Below are 18,210 nucleotides of genomic sequence, written 5' to 3'. Positions count from 1 at the left end.
AAGCTGGAGGAACGTCAGCCGGCCAGCGCGGCGCGCGCGGCGGCGAAGTCCGCCACCTTGCCGCCGTTCTTCGCGGCCCAGCCCTCGGCCTGGTCCTTGAGCAGGAAGGCATCGACCTCGCCCTTGGCGCCGAGCACGAACCACGCATCGGCCGCCAGCAGCTTGTTGCCGCTGTTGCGGTCCTGCGCATAGACCACGCGCGCCTTCTTGCCGGCCTTCTCCAGCTTCTGCAGGTCGGCGAACGCGTTCTCGGGCGAGGCGTAGTGGCGCACCAGCGGCTCGCCGGTCACCCAGACCTGGGCCACGCGGCTCACGTCGGTGATGGGCTTGCCGGTCGCTGCATCTTTCGCGACGAGCGGGGCGCGGGCGTAGTTCTTCAGTTGCTTGTCGTAGTCGAGGCCCGCCTCCTTGAAGGCGGTGCGGATGTAGCCGTCTTGCACGAAGGCATTGGCGTCGATGTCGTTGTCGGTGCGCTTCAAGAGGCGCAGCGTGTCGAGCGATGTCTTCACCGCCTGGCGGTACTCGGGCTTCCAGCTCAGGTCGCGCGTCTGCAGGCCGAGCGGGCCGTGGAAGAGGTAGTTGACCTCCGCCTCGATGCTCGTGACCTTGGCGATCAGCTCGCTGTATTTCTCGGGTTCGGCGGCGACGAGGCGGTCGGCTTCGAGCGCGGCGCGCAGGTACGCGGTAACGACCTCGGGGTACTTCTTCGCATACTCCTCGTCGACCAGGCTGCCGTGGAAGGTGGGCGCATTCGCTTGCGAGCCGTCGTAGATCTTGCGGGCGAAGCCGCGGTACGGGAACAGCTCGGCGAAGGGCACGAAGTCCGCATGCGCCTCGACCTTGCCGGCCTGCAGCGCCGGGCCGGCCACTTCGGGCGCCTGGGTCGTGATGTTCACGTCCTTCAGCGGGTCCCAGCCTTGCGCTTGGATCGCGCGCAGCAGCATGCCGTGCGAGGTGGAGGCGAAGGGCACCGAGATGGTCTTTCCCTTGAGTTCGGCGATCGACTGCACTTTCGAGTCCTTCGGCACCACGATGCCGTTGCCGCTGCCGGTGGTGCTGCCCGAGAGCACGGTGATGAAGATGCTCTTGCGCCCCGCCTTCTGGAAGGCCGCACCGTTGAAGCTGCCCGGAAAGTCGGCCATCGAGCCGAGGTCGAGCTTGCCCGCGACCATCTCGTTGGTGAGCGGCGCGCCGGAGGTGAAGTTCTTCCACTCGATCTGGTATTGCGCGTCCTTGTACTTGCCGGTGCGCGGCAGGTATTTGTCGAGCAGCTTGAGTTCGCGGATCAGCAGGCCGCCGGTGGCGCAGTTGATCGTGGTGTCCTGCGTGCCGATGGCGATGCGGATGGTCTCGGCCTGCACAGCGGGAAGGGTCAGCATCAGGCCGAAGGTCGCGCTCCACAGCGCCAAGGTTCTCTGGGTCTTCATCGTGGTTGCTCCGGTTTGAAATTCAACGGCCGCGGATCAGCGCAGCAGGTAGGGGATGTCGACGGTGACTGCGCCCGTGGGGCAGTCCTTCTCGCAAGGCATGCAGTACCAGCACTCGTCGAACTTCATGTAGGCCTTGCCTTTGCTGAGGTCGATGGCGAGCACGTCGAGCGGGCACACGTCCACGCAGACGGTGCAGCCCTTGTGGGCGATGCACTTGTCGTCGTCGATGCGCACGGGCACGCTGGTGGGAGTGAGGGCGATGGGCATGTGGGGTTCTCGTTCTTCGTGGGTGTCAGGCCGCGACGGGCTCGCGTACGGCTGCCGGCACGCGCAGGTGCTGGTAGGCCGACATCTCGTGCGCATCGAGCGGCACGATGTACGGATCGACCGGGCGCTTGAAGCTCACCATCGCATCGCCTTGCTTCTGCAACTGCGTGTGGCAGAACCAGTCGCGGTCGTTGCGCTCGGGAAAGTCCACGCGGTGGTGATAGAGGCCCCAGCGGCTTTCGGTGCGGTAGAGCGAGGCGCGCGCGGCCATCTCGGCGCAGTCGCGGATGGCGTGCACTTCCATCGCGCGCATCAGCTCGTGCGGGCCGGGCGCGGCGAGCTGTTCGAGGTCTTCGTGGATCTGCTCGAAGCGCGAGAGGCCGATCTCCATCTTGCGCGTGACCTTGGGCGGCTGCAGGTAGTCGTTGACCATGCGGCGCAGCTTGTATTCGACCTGCGCGGGCGGCAGGCCGCCGGTGCGAAGGAGCGGCGCGCTGACACGGGCGTGCTCGCGTGCGACCTGTTCTTCATCGAGCGCGGGCAGCTCGGTTTCCGCGCAATGCCGCGCGGCGCTTTCTCCCGCGAGGCGGCCGTAGACGAACGCGCCGAGCATGTAGTTGTGCGGCACGCAGGCCAGATCGCCCGCGGCGTGCAGGCCCGGCACCGTCGTGCGCGCATGCTCGTCCACCCACACGCCCGAAGCCGAGTGGCCGCTGCACAAGCCGATCTCGGAGATGTGCATCTCCACCATCTGTTCGCGGTAGTCGGTGCCGCGCCCTGCATGAAAGCGCCCGCGACTCGGGCGCTCGTTGGTGTGCAGGATCTGCTCGATGGTGGCGATGGTCTCCTCGGCCAGGTGGCTCAGTTTGAGGAACACCGGGCCGTTGCCGCCCTGCAGCTCGTTGTAGAACTCCATCATCATCTGGCCGCTCCAGTAGTCGCACTCGATGAAGCGCTCGCCCTTGTTGTTGGTGGTGTGGCCGCCGAAGGGGCCGGTCACGTAGGCGCAGGCGGGGCCGTTGTAGTCCTTGATGAGCGGGTTGATCTGGAAGCACTCGATGCCCGAGAGCTCCGCGCCCGCGTGGTACGCCATGCTGTAGCCATCGCCCGCGTTGGTCGGGTTCTCGTAGGTGCCGAAGAGGTAGCCGGAAGCGGGCAGGCCGAGCCGTCCGGCTGCGCCCGTGGCGAGCACCACCGACTTCGCGCGGATCACATGGAACTCGGCCGTGCGGCAGTCGAAGGCCATCGCGCCCGCGACGCTTCCATCGGCGGCAGTCAGCAGGCGCGTGACGACCAGGCGCTGCGACATCTCCACACGCGTGCGCTTCAAACGCCGATACAGCACGTTCTTGATGTTGTGGCCCTCGGGCATCGGCAGCACGTAGGTGCCCATGTGGTGGACCTTGCGCATCGCGTAGTCGCCGGTCTCGTCCTTCTCGAACTTCACGCCCCAGCGGTCGAGCTCCTCGATCATCGAATAGCTGTTGCGCGCATAGGCCATCACCGTCTTCTGGTTGACGATGCCGTCGTTGGCGGTGGTGATTTCCTTGACGTACTGCTCGGGCGTGGCGAAGCCGGGCACGACCGCGTTGTTCAGCCCGTCCATCCCCATCGAGATGGCGCCGCTGCGCTTGACGTTGGCTTTCTCCAGCAGCAGCACTTCGAGCTTGGGGTTGGCTTCCTTCGCCTTGACGGCCGCCATCGGCCCGGCCGTGCCGCCGCCGATGACCAGCACGTCGACCGTGCGGGTGATGATGTTCATGGGATGTCCTTCGTGGGATGGCTGCGGGCGATGCGAAGCCGGTGCTGGAACGCATCGCCGCGGAAATAGAGGTCTTCGAAATCGAGCGGCGCGCCGTCGGCCGTGTGGGTGAGGCGCTCCACGCGCAGCACCGCGGTGCCTTCGGGAACGTCCAGCGAACGTGCGAGCAATTCGTCGGCGAGCATCGCGTCGATCTGCAGGTCGGCGTGGCCGAGCGCGATGCCGTAGTCGTTTTCCAGGATGAGGAAGATGTCGCGCCCCGCGAGGTCCGCCTGCCGCAATCGCTCGCCGATGGCGTGGGGCAGGTAGGTCACTTCATAGGACACCGGGGCGCGGTTCAGATGCCGCACACGCTTGATCTGCGCGACCGGCGTGCCCTCGGCCAGGCCCAGGCGCTGCGCCACGCGCGGCGAGGCGGGCACGGTCTTGTGGCTCGTGACCTGGTTGCGAATCTCGTAGCCCATGCGGCCCATCGATTCGGCAAAACCTTCGAGCTGCCCGAGCTGCTGGAACGCCTTGGGCTTGGCAACGAACGTGCCCTTGCCCGGGATCTTGAAGATCAGGTTCTCGCGCTGCAGGTCGCTGAGCGCCTGCCGCACGGTGATGCGGCTGACCTTGAAGAGCGCGACCATTTCGCTCTCGGAGGGCAATTGCGCGTGCGGCGCGTAGGTGCCGTCGAGGATGCGTTCGCGCAGCGTTTCGCGCACCTGGGTGTAGAGCGGAACGGGAGAAAAGGCGATGGGCTCGAGCGCCGGGGCAGAAGACATGAGGCTGACTTGTTATGACCAGTTGAAACAGGGTCGGATGCTAGTCAGCGGTGCTTCTTTCGTTAAAGAACGAAAACGTGCTTCGATATTTGGAAATTGCTGGGTTGAAGTGGAGCGGGGAGAGCGGTGCGAGCCGGCTGAGGCGCCCAGGTCGTCTGACAGGCGCCCGATGCGGGGCGCTGTTCGTTCATCTGTAGAATCCGGCGCTGGCCGACAACCCGTGGAATCAACGGGTTGCAGATGCGGGTGTAGTTCAATGGCAGAACGGCAGCTTCCCAAGCTTCATACGAGGGTTCGATTCCCTTCACCCGCTCCAGTAAACGCCCCTAGTAAACTCCGCGGCCTTTTCTTACCGCAGAGGAGCGACGTGCGATGACTGTCCTGGACACCGGTCCTTACTTCCACGGCACGCGAGCGGACCTCCAGGTGGGCGACCTGCTCACCGCAGGCTTCCGCTCCAACTACGACGGCCGCGTCGTGATGAACCACATCTACTTCACCGCCTTGCCAAAGGGCGCCGGCCTCGCCGCCGAAATGGCCAAGGGCGACGGCCGTGGCCGCGTCTACATCGTCGAACCCACGGGTGCCTTCGAGGACGACCCCAACGTCACCGACAAGAAGTTTCCGGGCAATCCCACACGTTCGTACCGCAGTCGGGAGCCGCTTCGGATCGTCGGCGAACTGGAGACCTGGGAGCTCTTCGATGCGGAGTACATCCGGCAGCTCAAAGAGCGCGTGCGCACAGGCATGGGAGAGATCATCAACTGAATCCGGCCTGCCGCCGCGCTGGATAACGAGTTGCTGGAAGACCTCGTCGAACAGCATGGGCGATCGAGCCCATGGCAGCGCGTGCGATGGCGCAGGAAACCTACGACTGGATCGCCGCAGCAAGGCCCTTGAGTTCTTGCTCGTACACCTTGCCGGCCATGTTGCGATCCAGTGCGTGGAGGCGTCCATAGGCCTTGATGGCGTCGTCGATGCGCCCCGCGCGCTTATAGGCAGCGCACAGGTTCGCAAGGACCAGAGGATCCGACGGCTTGGCCACGTCAAGCCGCTCGAAGATCGAAACGGCCGCGGCGGGCTCTCCGCTGCGGATGTGCGAGACCCCCATGTTGATGAGCGCCGCGCGGTTGTCCGGCTCGATGCGAAGCGCCTGCGTCAGCGCCTCCTTGGCCTGGGGGATCTGTTGCGCGGCGTTGAGGTGCAGGCCGAGGTTGATCCATGCGGTGGGCATTTTCGGATCGAGCGCCACTGCGCGCTGATAGGCCTGGATGGCTTCCTGGAGCTGTCCCTTGCCGCTTCGAACCGTGCCAAGCAGGTCCCACGCGCGGGCGTCCGTGGGGGCCAGCTTCACTGCGCTTTCCGCGAGCCTGAGACTTTCGTCCGGGCGACCGAGCTTTCGATAGAGCTCGCTCAGCCGCATGCTCGGCATGGCGTTCAGCGGCGCCAGTTCGATGGCCTTCAGGAAGCTCTCTTCGGCCTTCGAGGCCTGGCCGTTCTCCTGGAAGGCCTTTCCGAGCTCCTCGTAGACGAACGCGTTCGACTCCCCGTTCTTGAGCGCCTCGGTGAGTGCGGGAATGGCTTGCTTGTAGTCCTTGCGCTCCAGGTACTGCACGCCTTGCCACTTCCAGGCCGCGCCGTTGCCCGGCTCGAGCGCGGTCGCCGCACGGTAGGCCTGCAAGGCCGCGTCCGGCTGCTTGGTCCAGGTGTATGCATCTCCCAGCCGCGTCCAGGCGACGCCGTCGCGCGGATCGATCCGCAATGCGATCTCGTAGGCCTTGATGGCTCTTTGCCGGTCGCCTGTTCTTTCCCAAGCGATGCCCAGGTTCTTCCACCCCAGACCGAAGCGCGGCTCGGCCGTCACCGCTTCTTGCAGCGCCTGGATCGCCTGCGGCCCCTCGCCGTAGATGAACGCCAGGCCATTGAGCGCGATGGCGCGTTCGCCGCCCGTGCCCGCCTTGGCAGCCTGCTTGAGCGCATCGATCGCGCGATCCTGCTGCCCGTTCTTGCGGTACAGCTCGCCAAGGTTTCGCCAAGCGATGCCGTAGCCGGGGTCGACGCGGGTGGCTGTCTGGTAGGCCTCGATTGCCAAGGGCGAGCGGCGGGTTTCGCTGTAGACGTTGCCGAGGTTGTTCCACGCCGGCGCGAGCTGCGGGTCCAGCTCGACGGCCTTCAGATAGGCCTCGACGGCCTTGGTGGTGCGGTCTTTCCCGCCGCTGCTCATGTGCGCATTGCCAAGGTTGTTCCAGGCCCAGGCACTGCGGGGTTGCGCCTCGGCCCAACGCAGGTTGTTTTCGAGCAGTCCGGCGGCGTCCCCCTTGGCATCGAAGATCCGGGCCTGATTCATCCAGGCCGTCGTCCCCAGCGACGCCGGCGCGCGCGGCTTGCGCTCGAGCACGGACCCGATCCATTCGACCGGGAGCGCCATGCTCAGTGCGTTGGCATCGGCGCTCTCCATGACCACCATCGCGAGCAACTGCCCCTGTTCGTTGTAGATGCCGACACCGTCGCGCAACGGGGCGGGCGGGGCGACCAGGGGCTGCGCCACCCCGAGGTACAGGCCATCCACCACCTTGCCGAGGTAAGGAACGTGCAAGTCGATGCGGCGCAGCAGGCCCTCCTGCAAGGACATCGCATGTACGCTGCCCAATGTCGAGCTGTCGCGGGTTCGTCCCATCTGCGCGGCCGGCGCATTCAGGCCGCGCGCCTGCAACAGGCAGACATTGCGGTCCTCGTCGGCGGCGATCAATTCAGCGGGGAATTGGTTCTGGCCCTGCCGCACGCTGAAGGGCGGTGCCGACGCGCCCATGCGGTGGCACGGCGTCGCAACCAGAGCCGGAGCGACGACCACACCACCGAAAGTCGAGGACACCGAAACCACCTCCACGGCACTGCTGCCGGCCGCGGCAGCCGGGGAGGCGTTGCCCGACTGCGCCGTGGCGGGCGCCGTCGGCAACAGGCTCGTGCAGCCCAAGGCGAGGACTGCGGCGAAGCGCGGCACACGCGATGGAGACCACATGGCAAGCGCTCGCCGCGTACGACTGCGTGTCGGATCGTTCATCGTTCCACCCCCTGGGCCAAAGCGCGGATCGTAGCCCCGCACCGAGATTCGCCACAAGCTACGAAAACTCAGTGGGCAAGCGTGCTGCATGCGGAACCCGCCCCTCCCACATCGACCTCCCCCTCGGTTGAGATTGATTGGCGCTTTGTCGGCGCGAGCTGCCGACATCCGCCCGCGCACAGATATCTGCGTCACCTGGCGCTGGCAGAATCACCCGGTTTTTTCGCCGCGCAGTCCGGTCTCCAGCAGCGGTATCAGCGGCATCGCTCGCGATCGCGAGCCGCGGCGAATCGAATGCAGACACCCCCCCGGAGGAAGCAACGTGCAACATCACTTCGGCGATTTTCTGGATCGCGATGGCAGCTACTGGACGATCGTTCCGAACAGGGAACGCTACGCGCACCGCATCGACGACGTGCCCGAGAAAAGCGCTGAGGTCACGATATTGACAATGGGCAAGCACGACGAGAACTGGCGGCGCGTTCTCGCATTTCCGAACCTCGTCGAGTTGACGCTGCACGAGCCCACGACGGAGCAACTGGAGGCCATCGGCGCGATCCCTTCGATCCAGCGCCTGCGCATCACCCATGCGCGGCCGCAGACCCTCGCTTTCATCCGCCCGATGCACGCGCTGGAAGAGCTCGTGCTGGAGTACGTCTCCGGCTTCAGCGATTTGTCGCCGGTGGGTGCGCTGCCGAACCTTCGCGCTTTGCACATGGAAAACCTGCGCAGGGTGTCGAGCTTCAGCGGCGTGGCGGCCTCGACAAGTCTCAAGTACCTTGCGGTCTACGGCACGACGGATTGGGAGCAGCCGATCGACGATTTCGAGTTCCTTCGTGGGCTGCCGCAATTGGAGGTGCTTGCGCTGTGGCAGGTCAAATGCCGGGCGCCGTATCCGGCCATGCTCCCCGCGGTTCACCTGCGCCAGCTCAAGAGGCTGCGCGTCCACAGGAGCTATCTCGCGACGGACGAATACGCGTTGCTGGAAGAAGCACTGGGCGGCGTCGAAGGCGTGGGTTGGGGCCCGTGCGAGACGGTGGCGCGTTCGGAGATTCCGCTCCCCGCCGACGATCCGCGCGCGCGTCTTTCGGATGACGTCATTCGCTCGAATCACCCGGAGGTTTTATTGCATTACACCGGCAAACGCCTGATCGGCGACCCGGCTTCGCAATGGTTCGAGTTCACGGGGCGGGGGGCCGGAAGAGTGAAGTGCAGCAGCCCCACCGCGCAAGCGAAGTGCCTGGAGAAATCGCAGCGCTACGAGGGCATGAGGCTGCAGGCGAAGGCGCTTGTCGAGGAAGAGAGAGCGCGCGCCGGGTAGGGATGGGCGCGTCGGACTTTTGAGTCCCGCCGGCGTGGCACGTTGCCGTGCCACGCCGGCGCTCCGCGCCAAAGGGTCAGGAGCAGGACAGCTTCAACGCCTCGATGCGGCCGCCGAAGCCGAGCTTGCGGACCAGGCCGCCCTCGCGGCTGTTGGGTTCGAAGCGCACGGTGCGGTCCTTGAACATGGCGTGTTCGTACACCTCCAGCGTCGCGCGCGGGCCGATGCTCACGCTGTCGATGTCGCGCTTGAGCTGGCGCGCGGTGCCCTTGTCCATGCTCTGGACCTGGGCCGGGCCGACGAGGGTGGCCACGTCGCCCTGGAAGTCGCGCTTCGAATAGAACTGTGCCCAGCAGCCCGAGGCCAGCCGCGGGTCCTCGACGCGCAGCGGAACGAGCAGGATGGTGGGATCGGGCTGGTTGTCGACGCCCGAGTTCGCGGTGGAAGTGGGTGCGTTGCTGGCGCAGGCACCGAGCGCAACGGCGCCGGCGATCAGAAGGTAACGGTGAAGATTCATGGGTCGTGGCCGCATCGGCCGGTAGCGGTTTCGAAGCGGCCTAAGGTACCGCGCCGACATTTTTGCTGCGTAGGAGCAGGGCGCAAGCGGCGGTCGTTCGCGCTCCCGATGAGGTGAACGCCGGGGCTGGAGGGCAATGGCCGATTGAGTACCGCAGTACTTTCGCTTTCTTCTGCAAACCTGCAATCGCCGTGCCGCACGAGCGCGTTGACATCTGCCGAACCCCTGCGAAACGGGTCGCGCAGCGCTAGCATTTGCGGATGCTCAAGCGGCTCATCTACGGCAGCAGAGCCGTCGATGCGAATTCGACGAACCTGCGGGCCATCCTCACTGCCTCACGCATCGGCAACCCCAAGGCCGGCATCACGGGTGCGCTGTGCCTTCTCGATGGCGTCTACATGCAATACCTCGAGGGCGACGAGTGCGCCGTGGAAGCGCTCTACGCGAGGATCGAGGTCGATGCACGGCATCGCGCGCCGGTGGTGCTCGACAGGACCTTCATCGCGGTGCGGGAATTTCCGGAGTGGTCGATGGCGCTTCTGGCGTGGGACGAGCGCATCAAGGCCATCATGGGCTTGCATGGCCTGCGACCGCCGGGCTCCACGCCGCGTGACATTGCGCCGGACCATGCTGCTGCTTTCTTTCGCGCGCTCGCCGCCACGCCGAACTGGGTGTCCCTCTGAGGACGGAAGCCCCGCAAGAAAGGCGAAAGGCGGCTTCCGCAATTGGGCCGGTGCGTGTCGGTGAACCGGCGATCCTGGAGCGGGAGGTGCTTGCCCGCACCGCCAACGCTGTATGCGCGCTGCAGTTCGCGCATGCGGACGCGCCGCGGTCCTACAGGCGCGCGGCCGGGCGCACGCAAAGTACCTGCGCAACATCCGAAGGAGGCGTCATGAAGATATTCGAGAGGCTGGGGCGCGTCCTGGCGGTTTCGCTCGCGCTGGCGGCCGTTACCGCGGGCTGCACATCGCAGCAACCCGGCACCGCCACGCGCGGCGGATCGGCCGCCACGGCGGCGGGAAGAATGGGCACTGGCGTGCGCAGCATGCAGCCCGCGCAGTTCGCAGCGATCGCCGGCGGCAACGGCATGTACGAGGTGCAGGTGTCGCGGCTTGCGATGAACCGCGCCAACAGCGGCCCGGTGCAGGACTACGCCCGGATGCTGGTGGACCACCACACGCGCGCCAACAACGAACTGATCGCCTTGCTGCGCGCCAAGGGCATCAGGCCTCCCGACATGATTCCGCGTGACAAGCGCGTGAAGCTCGACCGGCTGTCGTCGGTCCCCGCCAGGCAGTTCGACCGCATGTACATCCAGACCGTGGGCATCGAGGACCACGAGGCCGACATCGTGGTGTTCGACCGGGCCAGCCGCGAAGTCGCCGACCCGGAGTTGCGCGCCTTCGCACAGAAGACGCTGCCGGTGCTGCGCTCGCACCTCGATGCGGCGCGCTCGCTCGCGGCCACCACGCGTTGACACCGGGGCTGCGCCATGAACCGGAAAAACACATCGCCGGGTGCGAACGATCAACCGGCCGGCGGCCCCCGCGCGGGTCGTGCCCCGACCGAGCCCGCGGCACCCATGGCGCCCGGCGACGAGGCGCCACCCGGCGCACCGGGCACCGGGCACCGGCGAGGACACCTGCCCGCGCTGCCATGGCACTGGCCGTGACGGCCCGCGCGAATGCCCGGAGTGCGAAGGCCGCGGCACGGTCACGGTCAACATCGGCGGCGCCTGAAACCCGTCAGCGGTGGGCCTGCTGGCGCATCAACATCAGCACGCGCTGCGTGATGTCGTGCGGCGGTTGGACGAACACGGCGTCGTGCACCACGAAGTCGAGGCCTTCCGCCTCCGCAATCTTTTGCACCGCCTGCCGGGCCGCGTCCGCGAGCTTGCGCAATTCATCGATCTGGCGGTGCTCCATGTCCGCTTGCAATCGATGCGGGGCATCGGAATCTTGCGTCGCGCTTCAGCGGTCCGCTCCTACAGCACCGCCGGTCCGCGAGCGCCGATCCTTCGAGCGAAATCGAAGGAGCAACGTACATGACCGACTATGTGAAGCCACCTCAGAACCGGCCCGTCCTGGTCGCCGATCCGGACGCTCGGCGCGATGTCGTCGACGAGGAGGGTGCGGGCGAAGAAACGGCAAGGCGCGAACTTGCCCGCCGAGACGAAGCGCAGGAAAGGCGGATCGCCCGCGACGATAAAGAGTCGGGGCACTCTTCGAATTCAAGAGGCGCGGGAGACGGTTCTGGTGGTTGATTATTTGCAAGCAAAGCTGGAGGCCAGCTCGACGTCGCCGCTCACGTAGGTCGTCACCTTGGGGTAGGGGCACAGCGGCCGCGTCCGGGTCGCCGACCAGGCGGCGGGCAACTCCGCGTTGACCACGTTGGCGCCCGCCCCGCGCGCGGCGGCGGCGACCGAATCGGGCGCCTTGCCCTTTTCTACCCACGCCACCAGCGGCGTCAGCATGTCGAACTGGTCCGTCGCTGCACCTCCTGCGCAGTGGTTCATGCCCGGCACCGGGAAGAAGCGCGCGAAGCCGGAGGCATCGCCGCCGTTCGCCGCGCGCAGGGCGTCGTACCAGCGCGTGGTGTCGTCCGACGAGAACACCGCATCGCTGGTGCCGTGGTAGACCATGAGCTTGCTGCCGCGATCGCGCAGCGTGGCGAGGTTGGCCGGGTTCGGCGGCGTCATGAAGGACATGGCCGACTCGGTGTAGAGCGCGGTGGTCGCGAAGATGCCCGGTGCGTCGGCGTCCATGCTGAAGCCCAGCGCGAAGTCGATGCCCGGCGGGCGGCTCGGGCCCAGCGGCGGCGCACTGAACACGAAGCCGACCGCGGCGGTGTCCAGGCTCTGCGAATTGGAAAACTTCCATTGCCGCCAGTCGGCGCGGTTGATGCCCGCGTCGTAGGGGAAGCTGCTGTAGAGCGCGGTGCCCGCGGTGTTGCGCGCACCGGTGAACACGTTGTCCAGCACGGTCTTCTGCGTGGCCGTGAGGCAGGAGCCGGTGCGGGCGCCGCCGCACGTGGGCACATCGGTGGCCAGCGTGAAGGCGGCCTTGCAGGCCTGCACGTTCGCGACGAGGCCGTCGGTGGCGCCATCGAGCGCATCGCACTTCGACAGCACCGCGCTGGCGACCGTGTCCATCTCGGCTTGCGTGAAGGCGGTCTGCAGATCTGGTTTGCCGGCAGGCGTATTGGCCGTGGTGACCTGCACGTATTGCTGAACGCCGTAGAGCTGCGCGACTGCCGCCTTCGGCAGATTGAAGCCCGGGTCGCCGGCCAGGATGCCGTCGTATTCGTTGGCAGAACGCGCGGCGGCCACCATCGCGTGGCGCCCGCCGTTGGAGCAACCGCCGAAATAGGAGCGGTCCGCCCCGCGGCCGTAGGCCTTGGCGATCAGGTTCTTGGCCATCGGCGTCAGTTGCGCCACGGCGTTGTAGCCGTAGTCCAGGCGAGCCTGGGGATCGATGCCGAAGAACGGAATCTGCGAGCCGGAGTGCCCCGCGTCGGAACTGATCACCGCGAAGCCCATGTTCAGCGCGGTGGTGGTGGGCGCGCCACCGCCAACGCCGCCCGTTGCCGGAACCACGCTGCCGTCGAGCCCGCCGTTGGCCTGGTAGAAGAAGCGTCCGTTCCAGTCGACAGGCAGACGCATTTCAAAGCCGATGGCGTAGACCCGGCCGTCGACGCTGCTGGTGCGTTCGTTCATCTTTCCCTGAACCAGGCAATGCGCCGGCGTCAGTGTGCTCACGCCGGCGACCGTGAGTGCGCCTGCGGCCACCGAGGTCACGCTGGTGTAGACCGTGCCGCTGAACGCCGCCTGGCTTGCAAGGTCGGTGCACGACTTCAGCGTGCCGGGACGAGCCTCCGAGGAAGTTGCGGGCGGCGTTACGACCGGCGGCGTGACCGCGGGCGGCGTCGAGGTATTCGGTGCGACAGGAAAGATTGGAAAAAATCCTGAGCTTCCCCTGCCGCCTCCGCCGCACCCTCCGAGCAAAACGGCCGTACCCACGACGGCCCATGCCGTGCGCCATGACGATGACACGATGCGATCCATGCTTGTCTCCTGGGACGGCTATTGCCGGTTTTACGGTTATTGAAGATAACCAATATAGTTTTCAAACATAACCAAAAAACGAGGAAAAACCCGAATGCCGCGCGGGTTTGTGTTCGCGGAGGTGTTCGCTAAAGGGCGCGCGTCAGGGAAGGTCGGCGTCAGTCGACCAGCCGTGAGTCCATGAAAAAGCCCTCACGAGGAGGGCTTCGGAAAATGGTCGTGAACTCTTACGCGGCCCACGCTCCGGCAAATTCGTTTGCAGAAGTCAACGTTGTTTTTCTCCTCGTGGCGACTTCGACGCGCCGGCGCTCGGGCGTCCTGGCGACAAGGGCTTGTTCTCCTGGTATCTCTCCCAGAGATAAAGACCGGGCAGGGCCAGCAGGTGCGCAAAGGCCGCGATGAGTCCTGCCGCGAACAGCGCGACAGCGAACAGCGGCATTGCCGCAATCTCCAGAATCGTCCGGATCAACTTCATGTTCATGGTTTCGGGTCCCGGGTGTCCTGTAAGACGTGGTTGCAGTGCATGCGGACGCGCCGCAGATGGACGTCATCATCGCTTCGCCAGCGCTCGGCGGCCAAATTCATGTTCACGGTCGCGTGGCCCCCGGTGGCCGTCCGACGCGGCGAAGCTCTCGCAACGCCCAAGCACTTTCCACATCGGTGAAGACTGTCGCTACCCGCCAAACGCGACCTCTGCTGCCCGTACCTGTCCTACGCTGCGTGTGCGGCTACACTGCCGCCCGCCTGCCGCGGACATCCGCCTGCGGTGTGCACAGGCCATGAGCCTGATCTCTCGTCATAGGAAAAAATCAACAGTGAACCGCATCGAACTCGTCGAAAAAATCGCCACCACCCACACCGTCAGCAAGGCAGAAGCCGCGCGCATCCTCGAGACCGTCACCAGCGCGATCGTCGCCGCAGTGAAAAAGGGCGATCCCGTGCAGATCGTCGGCTTCGGCACCTTCAAGCAGGTCGCGCGTGCGGCCCGCACCGGCTTCAATCCGCAGGCCGGCACCGCGATCAAGATCGCGGCGCAGAAGGTGCCGAAGTTCGTGCCCGGCGCTGCGTTCAAGGCAGCAGTGGACCCGAAGGCTGCCAAGCGCAAGGCTGACAAGATAGCGGCGGCCAAGCCTGCTCCCAAGAAGGCCGCGGCAAAGAAGGCTGCTGCAAAGAAGAAGTAAGCATCGCGCAGCAATGCGCAAGCGAGCGGGCGGCCCTTCGGGGCCGCTTTGCTTTGCGGGCTCTTTCCTCGTGCCCGGCGGCGACTTTATCGAGGCGCGTGCCGCGTCCAGCAAGGGATTTCCTGCCTTGGGCAACACGCTCCCACGTTGCGTAGGCATGCGACAGGTCGCCGCGGCGGACAGCTTCGAAGGAAACGCAACCTTGCAAAGAAGACCGCAGTTCGCGTCGAGTACGCGATGTGTTCGGCTTCTGCGCGAAGCTCAGCCGAGCGACGGGCAGACAGGTTCGGGCGCGGTCCACGTCGGCATGGCACCGCCAGGCCGCGACTCGTAACCCGCGATCCAGATGAGCCCGCGCGCGGCCAGCGCGGCATGCGCCTCGGCCACCGTTCGTGCCGGCCCTGCGTAGACCAGTCTGCACAAAAGGACCGAACCCCACAGCACATCCGCGGAAAAGCTCACGCCACCGCTGTAGATCGGTCCACCAAACATTCGCATCTGCCATTGATTGCGGCTGGGCACTGCGCCAATTGCAGCCACCTCGAAAGCGGTTCCGACTTTCATCACGTCACCTTGTCCATTGCAAGCGGTCCCGAATCGGGGCTCAAGGACTTGAATGCGCGCTCGCATGATGCTGCATTCGGCCGCGGCGCGGGAAACTTCCGGCCGCAATGCCATGCGGCCGGCTCGCGGAGGACTCGACTCACAGCGAAAGGAAGTGGTTGTCGACGCAAGGATGCAGGCAAAATGCAACGCGCTCGGCTTGACCGCTATCTCCGCCGTTTGTCCGCGCGGCAGTCCGGCCGGACCACGCGGTCTTTGACGCGGCATGCGAAGCATCTGCGAAGACCTCCGGTCGAACGGCTTTCGGTCATCTGGTTCGTCACTGCAATCGAAGGCACCCATGCGTCTGGCCGAGTTCATCAAGGTTCATAGCGACACGATCGTCGCGCAGGCGGCGCAATACGCGCGCACCTTGGCCCCCCTTGCGCATGAATCGGAATCGACCCTCAGGGATCACATTCCGAAGATCCTCCAGGCGATCGTCCTCGACCTGGAAAACAGACAGTCTCCGGGCGAAGCGCATGCCAAGTCGCTCGGCCAAGGAGCAGCGGCGACAGGCACCGCGGATTCGGCCGCTCAAACGCATGGGCGCCTGAGAGCGAGAAGCGGGCTTCAGATGGCTCAGCTCGTTGCCGAATACCGCGCTCTCCGAGCAGGGGTGCTCAGGTTGTGGTCGGAGGAGGAGCCTGTTGCGATCTCCGTGAGCGAAGTCATCAGGTTCAACGAAGCCATCGACCAGGCCGTCGCGGAGTCGGTCGAATTCTTCTCTGCGGAAACCGACCAGCTCAGGAACGTCTTCCTGGGCGTACTCGGACATGACCTGCGGGGGCCGTTGAACGCGATCCTGCTCACCGCCGAGCTCATCTCGCGGAAAACCAAGGACTCGCCGCTGTCCGAAGTGGGAGTGCTGATACGCAGTGGGCGGCGGATGTCGTCGCTGTTGGACACCTTGCTGCAGTACAACCGGTCCGCGTTGGGTGGTGGCATGAGCATTCACCGGGGACTCACCGACCTCGGCAAGGAATGCGCCGCAGAGATCGAACTGTTGCGCGCAGCCCTGCCGCACGCTCGCATCGATTTCTCGGTGGAAGGGGATACGGAAGGCTTGTTCGACGCGTCGGCCGTGCGCGAGGCGCTGGGAAACCTGGTGAACAACGCGGCCACGTACGGAGACGACGGCCCCATCTCCGTGACATTGACGGACACCGTCGACACGGTGCTTCTGAAAGTGGCGAATACGGGGAAGGAGATTCCCTCCTCGGAAATTCCCAAGTTGTTCCAGGCCCTTCAGCGGGGCACTGCGGCCCATCTTTCCGAGAGCCGAACGAGTCTTGGCCTTGGGCTTTTCATCGTCCAACAGATTGCCACGGCGCATGGTGGCCAGATCCAATGCGCCAGTTCAGCGGCGGGCACGACCTTCGAGCTGGTGTTGCCACGCGAGGTGGCGCCGCTTCCCGGAAGGTGACACAGCTCACCGGTTGAGGCCGCTGCCGATGACAGCGTTGGGAGCGCTTCCGTCAAAGTAGTTCTCGAGGCCGAAGCGGTTGTTCGACTTGCCGTGCTCAGCGCCGTCCCGTGCAACCAGCGGAGCCGAGCGTCTATCTAGTCTCTCAAGTTCTGAAGGAACACCGCCGCGATCATGGCGGCTGCTCGAGCGTCGTCGACGATGTCCTCCAAGCGCAATCGAGATCCGTTTTCCCGGCGAAGATCGATCGTGTATCGCAGGACGAGATCTCGGTCGGTCCTGAAGGACGGACTGCTTTCCAATAGCCAGTGATTCACTTCCGAGCGAGATGCAACGCGGAACAATGCACTTACCGGGAAGGCCGCGCGATATTTCTCGCCAGTCTGAAAGTGCAGGTTGAATCGACAGGGCACCGTGTCGTCGTCCGACGAACGCGACGACCAAGCGGCTTCGTATTCGGTCGATACACCCATCGACCGGCCTTGCCGTCCGGAGCTGCTTATCTGCATGGAAGCGATCTAGATGCGTTTTGGCGCAATGAGAACAAAAGGCATAAGAACCGACTATAAATTTTGAACACGGCGCCTGGGTCGAACACTGCGCTGTTTCTTAATGCACTTGTGATGCAGGACACACATCCCGAGCGGTCGCTGCGATGCCTGCCGGAAACTCGACGACGGACGACCTGATCCTCTCGCCTTGAACTGCTCCGACGTTGACCCCCGTATCTCAGGAATCGCCGGGCAGCGATGAGCGCGGCGCATTGCTGGCATCCATTCGCAGATATACAGCGTGATCGTCTTTCCAAAGCAATCCGCGCAGCTCCAGGCTTCGCATGGTCCTGTTGACGATTTCGCGCGAAAGCGCCGCATACGAGGCAATCACTTCCTGCGAGATCCTCTTGTCATAGCCTCCTTTGCGAGCCGGTGCCAAAGAGGTGAGTTCATGAAGAACGCAGGTGATCAGCGGCTCCGACGAAAGTGACGAGATGCGCTGCAAATGGACGCGCAGTTTTGCGATGCGGTTCATGACGAGCCTGAGAAATTCGGACGCCACCGAGGGATGTCTTCTGCAAATTGCCCAGATGTCCTTCGCCGGGATGAAATAGACGGAAGCGGGCAGGGCTGCGACGAGAGTGGCCCTTGCATGGAGCGCCGCCTCGCTCATCTCGAGGTTCAGGCAGAAATCTCCTTCGCGAACGAAGTCGGTCGTGACATCGTCATCGACCACCACGCGAAGCAGGCCGGTCGCCACCAGGCAGATCTGGCCGCTCCGCTCACCCTTTGCGTACAGAGTCTCGCCGCGCCGATATGTCCTGAGCTCGCTGCGACCGACCAGGAATTCGCGCTCGGACAACGGGAGGCGTTTGAGGAGGCTGTGCAAAGACATGGGCGTCAGCAAAAATCGGGATCGACCCGGTCTGCGCGGCCCACGGGACTGCAGTGGTTTCCGACGATCGGCTCGAGTGAAAAGGGGATGCGGCAGCCGCAGGTGGTGCGATAGCCCGCCGCGCCGCGGGCTTCAGACAGCGGCGGAGGCATCGGCTCGGCCGGCTGCGGCTGCACCTCGGCGCACCAAGGCGGTGCTTCCCGCCGACAGGCCCGCGGTCGCGAAGAAGGTGAGGGCGGATGTAATTGGTGGCCCCTTTGGTGATGGATGCCAAAGACATCTCACGCAACGTGCCAACTCATGAATCCTTTGAAATCAAGGACTTGCGCGCGCCGATGGCGTGCCGCTGGATGATCCCGGGACGCTGGACGTCCGGTTTGCGGACACCTGCGCAACCTGATCAGTTGCGTGACCGTCAGGTGC

19 protein-coding genes and 1 tRNA gene are annotated in these 18,210 nt (G+C 65.1%); 8 read left to right on the top strand and 12 right to left on the bottom strand.

The genetic code is table 11. From position 1 onward, the window contains the following. Positions 1-14 precede the first annotated feature (14 nt). Genes QFZ83_RS16210 through QFZ83_RS16195 form a run of 4 tightly spaced genes read right to left on the bottom strand, consistent with a single transcriptional unit; the run spans position 15 to position 4,226 of the window. The gene (locus tag QFZ83_RS16210) at positions 15-1,427 is read right to left on the bottom strand and encodes an ABC transporter substrate-binding protein (RefSeq protein WP_307508056.1); all 1,413 of its coding nucleotides are present in this window, start codon (positions 1,425-1,427) and stop codon (positions 15-17) included. Between the two features lie 36 nt (positions 1,428-1,463). Continuing rightward, positions 1,464-1,697: a ferredoxin family protein gene (locus QFZ83_RS16205; protein WP_306877062.1), complete on the bottom strand. Its 234-nt coding sequence runs from the start codon at positions 1,695-1,697 to the stop codon at positions 1,464-1,466. 25 nt (positions 1,698-1,722) lie between these two features. Further along, positions 1,723-3,459: a fumarate reductase/succinate dehydrogenase flavoprotein subunit gene (locus tag QFZ83_RS16200; protein WP_307508054.1), complete on the bottom strand. Its 1,737-nt coding sequence runs from the start codon at positions 3,457-3,459 to the stop codon at positions 1,723-1,725. Beyond that, complete coding sequence (locus tag QFZ83_RS16195) at positions 3,456-4,226, bottom strand: GntR family transcriptional regulator (RefSeq protein ID WP_307508052.1); 771 nt, start codon at positions 4,224-4,226, stop codon at positions 3,456-3,458. The genes QFZ83_RS16200 and QFZ83_RS16195 overlap by 4 nt, the downstream gene beginning before the upstream one ends. Positions 4,227-4,468: 242 nt before the next feature. Between QFZ83_RS16195 and QFZ83_RS16190 the strand changes: the two genes are divergently transcribed. Both QFZ83_RS16190 and arr read left to right on the top strand, forming a co-directional pair. Next, positions 4,469-4,542: transfer RNA gene (locus QFZ83_RS16190), tRNA-Gly, on the top strand. Between the two features lie 56 nt (positions 4,543-4,598). Next, the gene (gene arr, locus QFZ83_RS16185; RefSeq protein WP_307508050.1) at positions 4,599-4,994 is read left to right on the top strand and encodes an NAD(+)--rifampin ADP-ribosyltransferase; all 396 of its coding nucleotides are present in this window, start codon (positions 4,599-4,601) and stop codon (positions 4,992-4,994) included. A gap of 100 nt (positions 4,995-5,094) precedes the next feature. On the opposite strand, the gene QFZ83_RS16180 is transcribed toward arr, so the two are convergent. Beyond that, positions 5,095-7,227: a tetratricopeptide repeat protein gene (locus tag QFZ83_RS16180; RefSeq protein WP_307508048.1), complete on the bottom strand. Its 2,133-nt coding sequence runs from the start codon at positions 7,225-7,227 to the stop codon at positions 5,095-5,097. Between the two features lie 382 nt (positions 7,228-7,609). Here QFZ83_RS16180 and QFZ83_RS16175 point away from each other — a divergent pair, with 382 nt between their 5' ends. After that, positions 7,610-8,608, top strand: coding sequence for a hypothetical protein (locus tag QFZ83_RS16175; RefSeq protein WP_307508046.1), 999 nt, complete (start codon positions 7,610-7,612; stop codon positions 8,606-8,608). A 76-nt stretch (positions 8,609-8,684) separates the two neighbouring features. On the opposite strand, the gene QFZ83_RS16170 is transcribed toward QFZ83_RS16175, so the two are convergent. Beyond that, positions 8,685-9,125: a hypothetical protein gene (locus QFZ83_RS16170; protein WP_013542046.1), complete on the bottom strand. Its 441-nt coding sequence runs from the start codon at positions 9,123-9,125 to the stop codon at positions 8,685-8,687. Positions 9,126-9,385: 260 nt separating this feature from the next. Here QFZ83_RS16170 and QFZ83_RS16165 point away from each other — a divergent pair, with 260 nt between their 5' ends. Together QFZ83_RS16165 and QFZ83_RS16160 are read left to right on the top strand one after the other, a co-directional pair. Next, positions 9,386-9,808 (top strand): BLUF domain-containing protein, encoded by a 423-nt coding sequence (locus QFZ83_RS16165; protein WP_307508044.1) that lies wholly within the window; start codon positions 9,386-9,388, stop codon positions 9,806-9,808. Positions 9,809-10,017: 209 nt separating this feature from the next. After that, entirely contained in the window at positions 10,018-10,602 is a 585-nt protein-coding gene (locus tag QFZ83_RS16160; RefSeq protein WP_307508043.1) for a DUF4142 domain-containing protein, read from the top strand. Between the two features lie 268 nt (positions 10,603-10,870). Here QFZ83_RS16160 and QFZ83_RS16155 read toward each other — a convergent pair whose 3' ends face one another. Beyond that, positions 10,871-11,050, bottom strand: a complete 180-nt coding sequence (locus QFZ83_RS16155; RefSeq protein WP_307508041.1) for a hypothetical protein — start codon at positions 11,048-11,050, stop codon at positions 10,871-10,873. A gap of 119 nt (positions 11,051-11,169) precedes the next feature. Here QFZ83_RS16155 and QFZ83_RS16150 point away from each other — a divergent pair, with 119 nt between their 5' ends. Further along, positions 11,170-11,388: a hypothetical protein gene (locus QFZ83_RS16150; protein WP_307508039.1), complete on the top strand. Its 219-nt coding sequence runs from the start codon at positions 11,170-11,172 to the stop codon at positions 11,386-11,388. Here the strand turns inward: QFZ83_RS16150 and QFZ83_RS16145 are convergent, their stop codons facing one another. Together QFZ83_RS16145 and QFZ83_RS16140 are read right to left on the bottom strand one after the other, a co-directional pair. Further along, on the bottom strand, positions 11,389-13,188 hold the full coding sequence (locus QFZ83_RS16145) for a tannase/feruloyl esterase family alpha/beta hydrolase (protein ID WP_307508037.1): 1,800 nt from the start codon (positions 13,186-13,188) through the stop codon (positions 11,389-11,391). It abuts the gene before it with no gap. 265 nt (positions 13,189-13,453) lie between these two features. Beyond that, positions 13,454-13,669, bottom strand: a complete 216-nt coding sequence (locus QFZ83_RS16140) for a hypothetical protein (protein ID WP_013542039.1) — start codon at positions 13,667-13,669, stop codon at positions 13,454-13,456. Between the two features lie 298 nt (positions 13,670-13,967). Between QFZ83_RS16140 and QFZ83_RS16135 the strand changes: the two genes are divergently transcribed. Further along, positions 13,968-14,369, top strand: coding sequence for an HU family DNA-binding protein (locus tag QFZ83_RS16135; protein WP_307508035.1), 402 nt, complete (start codon positions 13,968-13,970; stop codon positions 14,367-14,369). 261 nt (positions 14,370-14,630) lie between these two features. Here QFZ83_RS16135 and QFZ83_RS16130 read toward each other — a convergent pair whose 3' ends face one another. Then, positions 14,631-14,933 (bottom strand): hypothetical protein, encoded by a 303-nt coding sequence (locus tag QFZ83_RS16130; RefSeq protein ID WP_307508033.1) that lies wholly within the window; start codon positions 14,931-14,933, stop codon positions 14,631-14,633. A 340-nt stretch (positions 14,934-15,273) separates the two neighbouring features. Here QFZ83_RS16130 and QFZ83_RS16125 point away from each other — a divergent pair, with 340 nt between their 5' ends. Further along, entirely contained in the window at positions 15,274-16,398 is a 1,125-nt protein-coding gene (locus QFZ83_RS16125; RefSeq protein ID WP_307508031.1) for a sensor histidine kinase, read from the top strand. A gap of 137 nt (positions 16,399-16,535) precedes the next feature. Here QFZ83_RS16125 and QFZ83_RS16120 read toward each other — a convergent pair whose 3' ends face one another. Together QFZ83_RS16120 and QFZ83_RS16115 are read right to left on the bottom strand one after the other, a co-directional pair. Next, positions 16,536-16,907 (bottom strand): hypothetical protein, encoded by a 372-nt coding sequence (locus QFZ83_RS16120; RefSeq protein WP_307508029.1) that lies wholly within the window; start codon positions 16,905-16,907, stop codon positions 16,536-16,538. A gap of 220 nt (positions 16,908-17,127) precedes the next feature. After that, entirely contained in the window at positions 17,128-17,787 is a 660-nt protein-coding gene (locus QFZ83_RS16115) for a Crp/Fnr family transcriptional regulator (RefSeq protein WP_307508027.1), read from the bottom strand. Positions 17,788-18,210: the final 423 nt, after the last annotated feature.

This window comes from Variovorax sp. W1I1 (assembly GCF_030815625.1).
Taxonomy (GTDB): Bacteria; Pseudomonadota; Gammaproteobacteria; order Burkholderiales; family Burkholderiaceae_C; genus Variovorax; species Variovorax paradoxus_C.
The sequence above is the reverse complement of the archived record's forward strand: the minus strand, read 5'-3'. Positions and strand labels throughout refer to the sequence as shown.